We start from the raw sequence: 14,553 nt of genomic DNA on the forward strand, positions 1-14,553 counted from the left end.
ATTAATATAATGTTTATCTGAGATTTCGGCACCGGCGGGCAGAGGCGGCGGCAGATAACGCCGGAGAAATCAGGGGGATATCTTAAATCATGGAGAAAACGGAAGAATGGCTCTGGCAGTGTTCGATACCGGACAATGCCGAACTTCAGGAGCATATACTGAAGACGGAGTCTACCGTGATCATCGGCGAAAAATGCCGCATAGATTACGGTCTTTACGGCTCGGAGATTATCGTCAGCGAATTCTGTCAGATCAACGGAAACATTCACGCCGAAGACGATCTCCGCATAGATAACTGGACCGTGGTGACAGGCGACGTCACGAGCGACGGCAACGCATATCTCGGCGAGGGCGTTAAGATAAACGGCAGACTCCTTGTGGCAGGCGACCTCGACCTTGGCGACAATGTCGCAATCAGCGGCGGATTTGAGGCAAAGGGCTGGATTTCCATCCGAAATCCGATGCCGGTCATCGCCTATATCATGCTCTATCTCGTTACCCTTCTCGGTATCGACAAGGAAGAGGACATAAACGCAATGTTCCAGAAACTCTTCTCCGAAGACGAAGAAGACGAATCGCAGAAGATGCCGCTCATAATCCCCCCCAACTCCACGCTGAACATGGAGATCTTTACCGTGCCGACCGCGATGAAGATAGGCAGCGGCTGCCGCCTCCACGGAAACATCCGCGCCTTATCGGCGACCGTCGGCGATAAAAACACGATATTCGGCAGTGTTTCCGCGGACAAGGACATCATGGTCGGAGAGTCCACGGTCATCCACGGCGCCGTCAATTCCTCGGACGGTGTCGTTGCCGTAGCAAGAAAAGCCCATATACTCGGCGATCTCCGCTGCGAGAGCCTCATGCTCGATGAAGAGGCAAGACTCGACGGCACAATCAGGGCGCCTGGCGGCGTCAAGATTCTGAGAGCGGAAGCCAAAAAATAATTATCCCCCATTTTCGGAGTTCAATATGACCCTTGCTGATATTTTCGAGATTAACGACCCCATCTGTATAGAACCTGCCATCATGGACTGCGCCGATTCGGAATACACGCGGTTCCTGCTCGACGGCGATTACAGCGCCGCGAAACTGCTGGTTGACGAGAACGAAGACCCGATTGCGGCGGCGTTCCTCGAGGAGGGCGGCTGGACCGTGACCTCGTTCGTATTCCGACCGTTCTCGGTCGAAGTCCTTGAGAGAATCGAGGCTCTCGACGGCGATATCTATCAGGAAGAGCGCTCGAATTATCTTGCGGCACTCCGCGAATACTACTGCGGGGAGATTGTCAGGGAGTTTCCCGACGTCATCGAGGACAACCGCGAAGGGCGCTACGAGATGATTGAGAGCCTCTTTAAATCGCTCAATCTGATACCCGGAAGTGAAATAATGGAAGGAAACGAGGGAACTGGCGCAGGTGACGGCACAAGAAACGGTGCCGCAAAACCGACGGCGATTGACTTCTGCTGCGGTTCCGGGGTTGCCACCTCGGTCCTCCGCGACTTCGGTTACGAAACGCTCTCGTTCGACTACGATGCCGCGCTTATCTCCTGCGGCATTCAGCGAAAGAGGCTGGAACCGTCCCGTGCCATGTGCCTCGACGGCACGAGAGCCTCGGATTTCTGCCCGAAATGCAATCTTGGAATAGGTCTGATGCTCGGCGATATCACGAATTTCAACGCCGATATGTGGGAGGATATCATATACGAACTCTTTGAGCTCTCGGAAAAGACCGTGATCTCGACCGCAACCAAACCCGAGATAGAGAGGGTTGCGGGCTGGTGCAGTGATGCGGGACGCAGATATAAGATAATCGAGAATGACCGCGACCCCATCTACGATTCATGGGTCTGCGTAAGCGAAGAGTAAAAGCAGCCAAAGGCAGCCCTGCGGCGCCGATAATTCAAAAAAAATATATTTTTTATTTGATTTTTGATCTTTTGTTTTTTGTTTTTTGTTGTTTGTTTTTTTTGTTTTTTTGTATTTTATTTTTTATCTGCGGTCGTTCTTCCTTGCCGGCTCGAACGAGATCTCGTATCCGCGGATTGTGCTCTCGTTCATGATTCTGTGAACATCCTGAGCCAGATCCATCGGAATCTCGACAAACGAGAAGTCGTTTAAGATACTGATTGCGCCTATGTTCTTACCCGCAATGTGAGCCTCGCCCGCGATGGCGCCGACGATATCCTTGGGCTTTACGCCCTGTGATTTGCCGACATTGATGAAGAATCTGACCATGCCCGGCTCCGCTCCCGTATCCTCGAACTCGCGGCGCAGGTTGCGGTTTCTGCCGGCATCATGCCTGCGGTCGCCCCTCTCCCTTCTCTCATCTCTGCCGAATCTCTCGAATTTCTCCGATCTCTCATCGCGGTCAAAGCGGTTTTTGCCGTTTTTGCGCCTTGAGTCGTGACCGTAATCCTCGGAATCTCCGGCATAATCGTATGATGCGTACGATGTCTGCACCGCGGATGCCGACGCCGGCATCGAACCGCCGCTTCTTCCGTCGCCTTCGACCTGAACCTTTATGAGCGCCGCGGCAATATCCGTCAGGGCGAAATCCTCGTCCATGAGTTTCTCGACCGGCGCTATGTATGCCGTCAGATCGCTGTCGCGCATGACGCCGCGAAGTTTATCGAGGAATCTGTCAATGCGGCAGTTCTCCACGTCTTTTATGCTCGGCGGCGGCACGCGTCTGATCTTTGCCTTCGCAAGCTTCTGGATCATGCGCAGTTTTGCGGTCTCACGCGGACCGACAAAGGTGTATGCACGTCCCGTTTTGCCCGCACGTCCCGTACGTCCGATTCTGTGAATGTAATACTCGGCATCCTGCGGAACGTCGTAGTTGTAGACCGTGTCGATATCGTCGACATCTATGCCCCTTGCCGCGACATCGGTTGCGATGAGCATATCGAGCGAACCCGACCTGAATTTGTTCATGACGCGGTCGCGTGAGGACTGGTTCATGTCGCCGTGAAGTCCCTCGGCGAAATAACCGCGGGAATGAAGCAGGGACGAGATCTCGTCGACACGCTTCTTCGTGTTGCAGAAGATCATCGAGAGACCGCCGTTTATGTCGATAAGGCGGCAGAGAATGTCCAGTTTGTCCTTTTCGCGTGCCTCGATATAGAGCTGTTCAATCGAGGGCACGGTAAGCACGGTCGGAGTGAGTGCCAGAAATTCGGGATCGGTCTGGAACTCCTTCGAGATTCTGAGAATGGGTTTGGGCATCGTCGCCGAGAAAAGAATGGTCTGGCGCTCATCGGGGGCATACTCCAGAATCTCCTCGAGATCTTCCTTGAATCCCATATCGAGCATCTGATCGGCTTCGTCGAGGACGATTGTGCTGATATTGTTCAGCGTCAGCGTCCGCCTCCTGAGGTGATCCATCACCCTTCCCGGGGTGCCGACGACGATGTGAATGCCGCGTTTAAGCGCCGAAATCTGCCTCTCTATGTCCTGTCCGCCGTAGATGGGGAGGACTCTTATGTCGTCGCGGTATTTCAGGAGCCTGTTGAACTCTTCGGCAATCTGAATAGTAAGCTCGCGTGTCGGCGAGAGGACCATTGCCTGAACATGGCGCTCTTCCGCGTTTATCTTCTCAATTACCGGAATCGCGAACGCCGCCGTCTTTCCGGTTCCCGTCTGTGCCTGACCCGTTACGTCGCGGCCGTTCATGATTAAAGGAATCGCAAGCTGCTGAATCGGGGTCGGCTCCTCAAAGCCCATGTCTTCAACAGCCCTGAGTATTTCGTCCGAAATATTCAGCTCGGTGAATTTCAAAAATGTATCCATTTACTTATTATACGTCGTCCGAACTATAAGACAGTTGGCAAAGGAGAAAATAATGGCATATTGTTTTTCAATCGGCAAAAGGGTGCGTAAATCGGGAGTGCATGCGGGCTGACCCGCGGACCGGCATTCGGACAGAGATGAGGTCGCCGAAAATAAATCCCGAATCAGCCGTATTTGCATTTAGGGATCATGAAAAACCGTGAGTCTTTATGCGCCGTATTACGCGGGCGCCTGCTGGAGTGTTCGCGAAAACCGCACCGTTTCGCGAATATTTCCTACACGATAGGAAACGGGGGTGCGGCTCATTTTTAATACCCGCGCCCGTCACGCTATCGCCGGAAATACCGCGGGCAATCGCGGACAAACGCATACAATCCGATTCAATCCCATCTAATTCCGTTCAATCCCTTGCAATCACACCCAATTCCGTGCAATACCGTGCAATCCCATATATCGAAATAACTATACTGTCATAAGAAAAAATAATGAGAATAATTTGCATTATTAAGAAGAATCAATTCAAGGAATGAAACAATGAAAGTAATTTACAGCGACGGCAAAACCGGAGAATGTCCCAAAGAGGATGAACTGCATGTAATACGTCATACTGCGGCACATATTCTTGCACAGGCAGTAAAGCGCTTATATCCGACGGCATCATTTGCATACGGACCCGCGACAGAGAAAGGATTCTACTACGACATTGACTTGGGCGACGCAAAACTTTCAGAGACAGACCTTGAAACGATAGAAACAGAGATGCGCAAAGTAATCAAGGAGAATCTTCAGATTAAACCTTTCATACTTCCGCGCGAAGAAGCCCTCAAACTGATGAAAGAGCGCAACGAGCCGTATAAGGTGGAGCATATCGCCGATCTTGCCGAGAACGAACCCATCAGCTTCTATCAGCAGGGCGAATATATCGATATGTGCACCGGTCCGCATCTGACCTATACGGGCACACTGAAGGCGTTCAAACTCACCTATATCTCGGGTGCATACTGGAAGAACGACTGCAAAAACAAGATGCTCACGAGGATCAACGGTACCGCGTTTGCGACCGCAAAAGAACTCGACGAATTCATAAAACTTCAGGAAGAGGCGGAAAGACGCGACCACAGGAAGATAGGCAAGGACATGCAGCTATTCATGTTCTCCGACGAAGGTCCGGGTTTCCCGTTCTTCCTCCCCAACGGCATGACAATCAAGAACTCGCTCCTCGAATACTGGCGCGAGATTCACCGCCAGAACGGATATCAGGAGATTTCAACGCCGCTTATCATGAACCGCCGCCTCTGGGAGACCAGCGGTCACTGGGATCACTACAAGGACAATATGTATGCGACCGAGATCGATGACGAGCCGTACTGTATCAAGCCGATGAACTGCCCCGGCGCCGTCATGGTCTATTCCACACAGCCGCACAGTTACCGCGAGCTTCCGATTCGTCTGGCAGAGATCGGTACCGTGCACCGCCACGAACTGAGAGGTACTCTCCACGGTCTCTTCCGTGTCCGCTGCTTCACACAGGATGATGCACACCTCTTCATGAGAAAAGACCAGATCGCCGAGACGATTACCGATGTCGTGAGAATCATCAACGAGGTCTACACGAAATTCGGATTCGAATACTACCTTGAGCTCTCGACCCGTCCCGAGGACAGCATGGGAAGCGACGAGGACTGGGAAGCGGCAACCAACGGTCTTAAGGATGCTCTCAATAAGATGAATCTGCCCTACACCATAAACGAGGGTGACGGCGCTTTCTACGGCCCGAAGATCGATTTCCACCTGAAAGACTGTCTCGGACGCACATGGCAGTGCGGAACCATCCAGCTCGATTTCCAGATGCCGCTCAACTTCGACCTGACCTATGTCGACGAGAACGACGACAGACAGCACCCGATTATGATCCACCGCGTCTGCTTCGGCTCAATCGAGCGTTTCATCGGTATTCTCACCGAGCATTATGCGGGTAAGTTCCCCGTCTGGCTTTCGCCGGTGCAGGCGAAGGTGCTTCTGGTCTCCAAGAAGAGCGAGGAGTATGCGGGCTACATCTACAAGATGCTTAAGGACGCAAATATCCGCTGCGAACTCGACAACCGCAACGAGAAGATCGGATATATGATAAGACAGGCGCAATATACCGAGCGCGTGCCCTACATGATTATCATAGGCGAGAAAGAGCTTGAGAATCAGAATATCTCGATACGCACCCGCGACAGCAAGACGGTTTCAATGTCGCCGGAAGAGTTCCTCGAGAAGATCACGACCGAGATTCGCGACAGAGTCTGAAAAAGACCGGATTTTTCCTTCTTTTTTGGCAATTTGAATTTTAACTTTTAATGAAATTATTTCCGAAAAAATGATTTTTTGTATTTTTGAATTTGATTACCTTATCTTATGAACGTCAGAACGTTATCTTATAAACGCACTGCGTCCCGCATACTTTGCGGATGCGCCCATCTCTTCTTCGATTCTTAAGAGCTGGTTGTATTTCTCGACACGCTCGCCGCGTGCGGGTGCGCCGGTCTTGATCTGACCCGTGCCCATCGCAACCGACATATCGGCAATGAAGGAATCGACGGTCTCGCCGCTTCTGTGGGAGATCATTGCGCCCCAGTTGTTCTTCTGCGCAAGGCGGATGGCATCGACGGTCTCGCTCACGCTTCCGATCTGATTCAGCTTGATAAGAACGGCATTCGCGACACCCTTCTCGATACCCAGTTCCATCCTCTTTACATTCGTCACAAAGAGGTCGTCGCCCACAAGCTGCACCTTTGAGCCGATGGCGTCGGTGAGCTTCTTCCAGCCTTCCCAGTCGTCCTCGGCAAGTCCGTCCTCGATGGAAACAATCGGATACTTCTCGCAGAGTCCCTTATAGAACTCCACCATCTCGTCCGAGGTCAGCTTTCTGCCTTCGGTTCTGAGGTTATAGACGCCGTCCTCGTAGATCTCGCTGGACGCGGGGTCAAGGACAATGCCGATGTCTTTGCCGGGTTCGTAGCCCGCCCTCTTTATTGCCTCGACTATGAGCTTAAGCGGCTCCTCGTTCGACGGCACCTGCGGAGCAAATCCGCCTTCGTCGCCGACGCCGGTGGAGTGTCCCTTCTCTTTGAGCAGCGCCTTCAGTGCCTGATAGACCTCCGCACCCCATCTGAGAGCCTCGCGGAAACTCGGAGCGCCGTAAGGGGCAATCATGAACTCCTGAAGATCCGCACCCTGCCAGTTGGCGTGTGCACCGCCGTTCATGATATTCATGCACGGAACCGGCAAAGTCGGCTGCGCACCAGAGAATTCGCATAAATATTTCCACAGCGGCAGTCCCTTTGCCTGCGCCGCACTGCGTGCAACCGCCATCGAGACGGTAAGGATCGCATTTGCCCCGAGCTTGCCCTTGTTCTCCGTGCCGTCGGCGGCGATCATCGCGGCATCGATATCTCTCTGTTTCAGTGCGTCCATGCCGGCGATCTTCTTCGCAATCGCGTTGTTGACGCCGAAAACCGCTTTTGTAACGCCCTTGCCGCCGAAACGCTTCTTGTCGCCGTCGCGAAGCTCAACCGCTTCATGAACGCCCGTCGAGGCACCCGACGGACATGCCGCTCTTCCGAATGCCCCCGATGAGAGATAAACGTCAGCCTCTACAGTCGGATTTCCTCTCGAATCGAGGATCTCTCTTCCGATTATCTTCGTTATTGATGTATTCATGGAAAAACCGTCCTTTAAATTACCGATATATGATTTACTCAGTTACTCTGATACCCTCTATTATTGAACAGGTATAACAAAAAAACTTGCCACTTTCACAAGGTATTATATAAGGCAGGATTAATGAATTTTTCATGAACATATCATCTGAGAGCGGAAAGAAAATAAGCGGAATAATGCTTTTTCTTTCCGCCGCAGTCTTACTGAGCGCCGCCGTATCCCCAGTGGCGGCAGCCGATCAGAAATACATCGTAATGTATATCGTCGGCTCGGACCTTGAGAGTTACAGTTATGCAGCAACCGATAACCTCAACGACCTTCTTACGAACTGGAAAGATACACAGGGCGACTTACTTGTCTTCTACGGCGGATCCAACAAGATCGGCTGGAAGGATTCCATAGCCGTGGCAAACATGCAGAATCTCGCGGTCGACATTGCCGACGGAGAAATCGGTACGGATGACGGCTACAGCGAAACAAAGAATGTACTTTTCAGAATAAACAAAGAGATCTCAAGTGCCGACGCTCTGACCGAGTGTCTGCGCTATGCGGACAAATATGCCGCCGATAACGGTCTTACCGAAGCCGACCGCTACATAATATTCTGGGATCACGGCGGAGGATACTCGGGATTCGGCATCGACGAGAACACCGGCAAAGAATTAGAGATAAAAGATATCTCCGATGCCTTTGCCGCGTCGGGAACACGCCCCTACAATATTCTGGCTTTCGATGCCTGCCTCATGGGATCAATCGAGGTTGCCGATAAACTGAATCCGTATGCAAACTACATGGTGGCATCCGAGGAACTTGTCGCGGGAATGGGATATGACTATGCGGCAATCGGACGCGCACTGAATCTCAAACCCTCCATAACGGACGAAGAGATGGGCAGGATAATCTCCGATGCCTATGTGAAACAGGACGATTATCAGATGACAATGTCTCTGGTGCGTATGCAGAAGACAAAAGATCTCGTATCCGCGATTGAAAATCTGGGCAGGGAGTTATACGCCGTTGTCGACGACTACGAGTCGCTTCAGGCAATCGGATATATCTACACCAATACGCAGGGCTTCGGCACGTACAACGCCGACCCCTCCGAGATTATCGCGATGGACGTATACGAATTCGCAAAAATGCTGACGGAATACAGCGACGGCAGTCTTAAGGATGCAGCGCAGAACGTAATCTCGGCAGTCGACGGATTCGTGATTTACGCCACGGATGACGGGTATTTCTCATCGGCAAAAGGTGTTTCCGTTGCGATACCTTCCGAAGGATTTTCCGATATACCCAGAAACTGGATCGACCTCGGCGGCTCAAACTGGTATTCGTACATGAACAAATACTATACTCTCGCAGGAACCGACAGCGTGCCCCACGCCGCCTATACGGACGATGATTCCGGTGATTATTATGACAATGCGGATTCCGGGGATTATGCAGATTATGATGAATATTATGATGATTATTATGACTCACGTGCAGCCGGTTCAAAGAGTGTCACGTTTACCGACACTTACGGATCGTATGACGCGGTCTGCGATTACATCTACCTTGACGGCGACAGATACATAAGAATCGGTCAGGTGCCGCTCGAAGAGAAGATGAAGAATCAGACCGACGGCAAATACAGCGATGTCTGGACATCGGTTCCCAGCGGTTCCTACTCGATACCGGAATGGGACTGCAGATGGTTTGTTCTTCAGTCCGAAGGCAATGCGCCGATAACGGTCAGCATGGAATACGGAGGTACCTACACGGACAATGACAACAAGCCCGTGTATATGTATTACATCTTCGGCAACCTCACACGCGTCGTTAAGGGAAGTCCCGTCACAAAGCCGTCATACATTACGGTAATCACGGATCCTTCGACTATGAAAGTAAAGGACATCTCGGTCAGTTCCATCGAGAACAATGGCGGCAAATTCGATTACTGGGGTAACGGCAGTATCCTGAAAGGCGACGTTTTCACACCAAAGATCACGGTCTATGACCCGATGACGAACAGTGTCAGCGAAATCATCTCCGATAAGTCATATACCTTCGGCGATAATCCCCTCAATGCCCTGACAGTGGTCAAACTGGACGCCGATAAATGTACCTGGCTTACCGAAGTCATATACTGGATGAAAGGTCAGTCATACTTCTTTGAGCCGGAAGGCGCCTCATCCGCGGCAAATGCCACGAATGCCCGGACAAACCAGACAACCCAGACAGCCACTCCCAAACCGACAACGTCACCGATGATGCCGATTCTCTCCGTAATCGCATCTGTCGGTGCAATGGCATATGTCGTGCATAAAAAATACTGAAATCCGTCGGTCAAAGACAAAAAAACAAGGACAAAAAACAAAGATATAAATCAAATACATAATAAAAACAAAATTTTCTTTTTTTTATAATACTTTGGAACGATTTCAAAACGTATGCTCGATATCGGGCTTTTCATCCAAATAATCGGGAATATTATTGAAAATATCCTCACGTGTCTTTGCATTTTCAAGCATCAGCATTGTAGCGTGCTGGGGTCGTGCATGGATGCCGTTCCAGAAATATTCGTCGTATTGCGGACGCGGAATAAACGCAAAAACAGGTCGGTCGGGAGAGAACTCCGCATTGATTCCGTCCTTATTCACGCCTGTGTCAAGGAATACCCATCTGCCGTTTACAAAGGCGGCATTGAAGCAATGAACGCAGTAACCTTCGGAATCGTCGTCGGCAAGGGTTATGCGCTCAAAGCAAAAACCTGAAGGTATCTTCACATAGCGCAGAAATGCCGCCAGAAGTATGGATTTGGTATGACAGATTCCCCTGCCCTTCGTAAGAACGTCGGAAGCTTTTACGGTTATGATGTCTTCGCCGGTATCAAAGATATGCAATATCTCATCGCGGACAAAGTTAAAAGCCGCTTCTGTTCTAGCGACATCGGATGAGAGTCCCGAAAAAAGATCCCCTGCCTTTTTCGCAATCACGGGGGAGTCATAATCGACGTATTCGTCGGCGGCAAGAAAATCGGTTGAAGGATGAGTCGTATTGAAAGGCATACTAAAACTATGAATTCCGAAGATATATGATGTTTCATCGGATGTGAACGAAAACACAGTCCATAAAAACACCCGAATATCATACAATGAAAACATCATAAAAACATCATAATAACACATCATTAAAACACATCATAAAAACCGAACCGAAACCGAGATTATTTGTAATTACAATCCTACATAATATTGTGAAAATTGCAGTACTTGGCGGCGGTCTCACCGGAATTGCGCTTGCAAACACCCTTACCCTCAGGGGACATGACGTTACCGTCCTCGAAAAAGAGGCGAATACGGGCGGACTCTGTCGCTCCGAGACCAAAGACGGATTTACTTTTGATATCGGCGGCTCGCATATTATTTTCAGCCGCGACAAAGAGGTCAACGACTTTCTCTGCGACGTGCTCACGGAGAACAAAGACAAACGAAAGCGAAATACGAAGATCTTTTTTAAAGGCGCACACGTGAAGTATCCCTTCGAAAACGGGCTGCACGACCTTCCCCCCGAAGACAGATTCTTCTGCATAAACGAGTTCGTGAAGAATCTGATTGCGCTCGAAAAAGGCGAGCTCAAAAAACCGGAAAACTTCAGGGAATGGATATATTACACATTCGGCAGGGGAATCGCGGAATCCTACATGGTTCCCTACAACGAGAAGATCTGGAACTATAAGACCGAAGATATGTCGCTTCACTGGGTCGACGGAAGAATCCCGCGTCCGCCGGTGGAGGACATCATCAAATCCGCAATCGGCATCGAGACCGAAGGATACACGCACCAGTCCGTCTTCACCTACCCGATTCACGGCGGAATCGAGGCAATGGTCAATGCTCTCAAAGAGCCTGTCAAAGATAAGATAATCACGGACTGCGAGGTTACGGGTGTCGTCCGCAACGGCAACCAAGGCGGGGGCAAAGTGAGTAACGGAGGCAACGCCGGTTTCGTCGTAAAGACCTCGAAAGGCGATTTCACCGCCGATAAGGTAATCTCCACACTGCCGCCGACCGTACTTCTCTCATGCCTTAAGAATGCGGGCGCAAACGTGCCCAAAGACGCCGCCTCCGCCTGCGAAAACCTCAGGTACAACTCGATTGCCTGCATCGGCATCGGCGTTAAAGGCGGCGTCGGCGACATCTCGTGGATGTATATCCCGCAGACCGATATCGGTGCGTTCAACCGCATCTCATTCCCGTCGAACTTCTCGACCGCGGTTGCGCCCAAGGGCTGTTCGTCCGTCCTTGCGGAGATTACCTACAATGACGGCGATAAAATCTCGAAGATGAGAGACGAGGAACTTGTCGATGAGGTTGTCCGCGGACTGATTAAGATGAATGTCGTCAAATCGCGTGACGATGTCGTATTCACCTCCGTACACCGCTACGAGTATGCATACGTCGTATACGACCTCGAATATCTGAAAAACGTCAAAATAATGAGGGAATATTTCGAGTCGCAGGGTATCGACCTCGTCGGCAGATTCTCGGAGTTTGAGTATCTCAACATGGACGGCTGCATAAGACATGTTCTGGATTATGCCGCAAATATAGGCAACGCGAAGAAATAAAGACTCAAGCGGAGAATTTATTTGATCGGGACGATTAAGGCAGGTTATCGGCGATGGACATAATTTCGGGCATATTGATTATTATAGGTCTTGCGGCATTCGAGACCGTCGCAAGCATAGACAATGCCATCATCAACGCCGATATCCTATCGACAATGCGGGAATGGGCACGCCGCTGGTTCCTGACATGGGGTATTTTAATCGCCGTCTTCGTCATCCGCGGTCTTCTGCCGTGGCTGATTATCTGGTTTTCAACCCCTTCCTTAGGTCCTATAGGGGCTATAACCGTCACGTTTTCCGGCGACCCGATAGCTTCCGCGGCAATCGAACACAGTGCCCCCTACCTTCTGCTTGCCGGAGGAATATTCCTCGTTTATCTCTTCCTACACTGGCTTATGGCGGAGAAAAAGAACTGCATTGTCCCCGGCGAACTTGCGATGTCAAAGCATGCGCCGTGGTTCTACGCGGTCGCGGGCATTGTCCTATTCGCGGTCGTATTCAATGCCGTCAGCGTCGACCCCTACCTTTGTCTTGCGGCAGTCGGCGGCTCGGCACTCTTCTTTATAATGCAGGGTTTCAGACTTTTCGCCGATTCCAAATCCGCGGAACTGAGTCAGACCTGCAATATCGCGGAAGAACACGACGATGCCGGCAGACTCCACAAAGCCGATATCAGCAAACTCATGCTCCTTGAGGTCATAGACGCCACTTTCTCCATTGACGGCGTCATCGGTGCATTCGCGTTTACAATCTCCGTTCCGCTCATTCTCATCGGAAACGGTCTGGGTGCGGTCGTGGTAAGGGAGCTTACGGTCAGAAATATAGAGAATATCAGGAAATATGCCTACCTCAAGAACGGCGCCATGTACTCGATATTCATACTCGGCATCATCATGTGCGCCGAAGGTTTCGGAGTTGAGATTCCGACACTCGTGGCGCCGCTGTGCACCATTACAATAGTTGCCGTATTCTTCTATCTGTCGATAAGAAGGATAAAGAAAGGCATCGCGGATAAGTGCTGAAACATTATCATTTTTTATTTGCGGGCATTATTCCGCGGCAACGCATCGTATCCATGCGAATTGCGCAGACGGAATTGTATATGGAATCGTATGCGAAACCTCATGAATACCGTATTAAAATCGCATGCAGAATTTTGCCATGCCCGAAGCGGATGTGGAAAGCTGTGGAAAGCCATGAAAGCAGAGTAATGGAAATACTGCTTCGGGCAGGGCAAAACGGGCAAAAATTGCCGAAAAACATTTTAAATGCCCCGTCCGATACTGCCGTAGATATTGCCTGCGGGGACATATAAGTCGGCATCGGTTCCGTCAAGGGCATTTTCCGGATTTTTTATCATGGATATGAAAATCAATCGGTCAATTATTTTTTCATCGCAATTGTAGGATTTTGTTAGATTTGTGTTAGATTTGTGTTAGATATTTGTTTGAATTTTCGCTTGGTTTTCGTTCTGGTTCTGTCTTAGGTCTTCTTTCAGATTTTTGTTCGGTTTTAGCATGGGTCTTTGCACAATACTTTAAGGCGGTATCCTTCCGGCATTCGGATAATCGCGAACAGAAAAAACGCCCTCGTCTTCTGCCGTGACAAAAGATTCGGGCACTTCATTCCTGCCCATCGGTCTGCCGATATCCTAATTTTTCCGTCGGGATACGACCTTATGTCAGTATGGTATGATCCGGTTCTTATTCAGGCGATTAGCCTTGCGGATATGTTCTGTCTTTGTCGTGTTTGTTGTTTGGATTGATTTGTGTAATTTGTGTTTGCGTGTGTGTTTCTGATTTTTTATGTGTGTTCTTTCCGGAGCTTTTCAACTGTTTTTCAGCCGTTACGGCGCAATTACAACTTCGGTCTTTGCGAATGTCCTGCCGTCTTTATCGGCGAATTCCAGCCAGAATGTCTTTCCGATATTTGCAACGGAGTCAATTCCATACGTGGCACTTGCGCCGGGCTGCATGAATTCCTTCGCATTATACGGAGCTTCAATAAATGCGTTGTCTCCCGGTGAGAAACTCTTTACTCCGGAATAACCTCCATCTCTGAGCCATGCATTGGCAGTACCTGCTGTTGAACCGGATGGGTCGCCGCGCTTATTGACAATGGTCGTTGCATTCTGTGCCCAGACCATATGTTGGGCATCACCGAATGTATCTCCGAGTCTGACAAGAACGACAGTATCCAGAGTACCTATGGCATCTCCGCCCTGATGACTGATGGTAAGACCGTCGGTCTGACTGTAGGTTGCTTTCAATGATACCTGAGGTGCTTTACTTGTTGATTCGGTAAGTCCGCCGGCAAAAGCACTGACAACCGCTGCGATGATGATGGTCACCACAAGCATGAGCATTACACCGACAACGGGCGAGACCGCCTCATTGCTGAGTCCGTTCTTTTTGTTATTGACAGATAATCTCTTCATG

At 50.3% G+C, this 14,553-nt stretch carries 10 protein-coding genes; 6 read left to right on the forward strand and 4 right to left on the reverse strand.

Annotated elements, in window-relative coordinates; all coding sequences use genetic code 11:
- Positions 1-89: 89 nt before the first annotated feature.
- Positions 90-947, forward strand: coding sequence for a polymer-forming cytoskeletal protein (locus T502_RS00340; RefSeq protein WP_042705119.1), 858 nt, complete (start codon positions 90-92; stop codon positions 945-947).
- A 25-nt stretch (positions 948-972) separates the two neighbouring features.
- Positions 973-1,869: a hypothetical protein gene (locus T502_RS00345; RefSeq protein ID WP_042705120.1), complete on the forward strand. Its 897-nt coding sequence runs from the start codon at positions 973-975 to the stop codon at positions 1,867-1,869.
- A 123-nt stretch (positions 1,870-1,992) separates the two neighbouring features.
- On the opposite strand, the gene T502_RS00350 is transcribed toward T502_RS00345, so the two are convergent.
- Entirely contained in the window at positions 1,993-3,792 is a 1,800-nt protein-coding gene (locus T502_RS00350) for a DEAD/DEAH box helicase (RefSeq protein WP_042705121.1), read from the reverse strand.
- Positions 3,793-4,326: 534 nt separating this feature from the next.
- On the opposite strand from T502_RS00350, the gene thrS reads away from it, so the two are divergent.
- Positions 4,327-6,087, forward strand: coding sequence for a threonine--tRNA ligase (thrS, locus tag T502_RS00355; RefSeq protein WP_042705122.1), 1,761 nt, complete (start codon positions 4,327-4,329; stop codon positions 6,085-6,087).
- Positions 6,088-6,210: 123 nt separating this feature from the next.
- Here the strand turns inward: thrS and eno are convergent, their stop codons facing one another.
- Positions 6,211-7,500, reverse strand: coding sequence for a phosphopyruvate hydratase (gene eno, locus T502_RS00360; RefSeq protein WP_042705123.1), 1,290 nt, complete (start codon positions 7,498-7,500; stop codon positions 6,211-6,213).
- A gap of 134 nt (positions 7,501-7,634) precedes the next feature.
- Here eno and T502_RS00365 point away from each other — a divergent pair, with 134 nt between their 5' ends.
- On the forward strand, positions 7,635-9,821 hold the full coding sequence (locus T502_RS00365; protein ID WP_042705124.1) for a clostripain-related cysteine peptidase: 2,187 nt from the start codon (positions 7,635-7,637) through the stop codon (positions 9,819-9,821).
- Positions 9,822-9,926: 105 nt separating this feature from the next.
- On the opposite strand, the gene T502_RS00370 is transcribed toward T502_RS00365, so the two are convergent.
- Positions 9,927-10,553, reverse strand: coding sequence for a transglutaminase-like domain-containing protein (locus tag T502_RS00370; protein WP_042705125.1), 627 nt, complete (start codon positions 10,551-10,553; stop codon positions 9,927-9,929).
- Between the two features lie 188 nt (positions 10,554-10,741).
- On the opposite strand from T502_RS00370, the gene T502_RS00375 reads away from it, so the two are divergent.
- Together T502_RS00375 and T502_RS00380 are read left to right on the forward strand one after the other, a co-directional pair.
- Positions 10,742-12,115, forward strand: coding sequence for a protoporphyrinogen/coproporphyrinogen oxidase (locus T502_RS00375; protein ID WP_042705126.1), 1,374 nt, complete (start codon positions 10,742-10,744; stop codon positions 12,113-12,115).
- 53 nt (positions 12,116-12,168) lie between these two features.
- Positions 12,169-13,137, forward strand: a complete 969-nt coding sequence (locus T502_RS00380) for a DUF475 domain-containing protein (protein ID WP_042705127.1) — start codon at positions 12,169-12,171, stop codon at positions 13,135-13,137.
- Between the two features lie 824 nt (positions 13,138-13,961).
- Here the strand turns inward: T502_RS00380 and T502_RS08405 are convergent.
- Positions 13,962-14,552: a type IV pilin N-terminal domain-containing protein gene (locus T502_RS08405; protein ID WP_084172954.1), complete on the reverse strand. Its 591-nt coding sequence runs from the start codon at positions 14,550-14,552 to the stop codon at positions 13,962-13,964.
- Position 14,553 lies beyond the last annotated feature (1 nt).

Origin of the sequence: Methanomicrobium mobile BP, from assembly GCF_000711215.1 — an archaeon.
In the GTDB taxonomy this organism is placed as follows: Archaea; Halobacteriota; Methanomicrobia; order Methanomicrobiales; family Methanomicrobiaceae; genus Methanomicrobium; species Methanomicrobium mobile.

Bases quoted from the DNA above. Each gene is read 5' to 3' on its own strand.
- T502_RS00345 (WP_042705120.1), top strand. From the start codon at position 973: ATGACCCTTGCTGATATTTTCGAGATTAACGACCCCATCTGTATAGAA.
- thrS (WP_042705122.1), top strand. From the start codon at position 4,327: ATGAAAGTAATTTACAGCGACGGCAAAACCGGAGAATGTCCCAAAGAG.
- T502_RS00350 (WP_042705121.1), bottom strand. From the start codon at position 3,792: ATGGATACATTTTTGAAATTCACCGAGCTGAATATTTCGGACGAAATA.
- T502_RS00380 (WP_042705127.1), top strand. From the start codon at position 12,169: ATGGACATAATTTCGGGCATATTGATTATTATAGGTCTTGCGGCATTC.
- eno (WP_042705123.1), bottom strand. From the start codon at position 7,500: ATGAATACATCAATAACGAAGATAATCGGAAGAGAGATCCTCGATTCG.
- T502_RS00370 (WP_042705125.1), bottom strand. From the start codon at position 10,553: ATGCCTTTCAATACGACTCATCCTTCAACCGATTTTCTTGCCGCCGAC.
- T502_RS08405 (WP_084172954.1), bottom strand. From the start codon at position 14,552: ATGAAGAGATTATCTGTCAATAACAAAAAGAACGGACTCAGCAATGAG.
- T502_RS00365 (WP_042705124.1), top strand. From the start codon at position 7,635: ATGAACATATCATCTGAGAGCGGAAAGAAAATAAGCGGAATAATGCTT.
- T502_RS00340 (WP_042705119.1), top strand. From the start codon at position 90: ATGGAGAAAACGGAAGAATGGCTCTGGCAGTGTTCGATACCGGACAAT.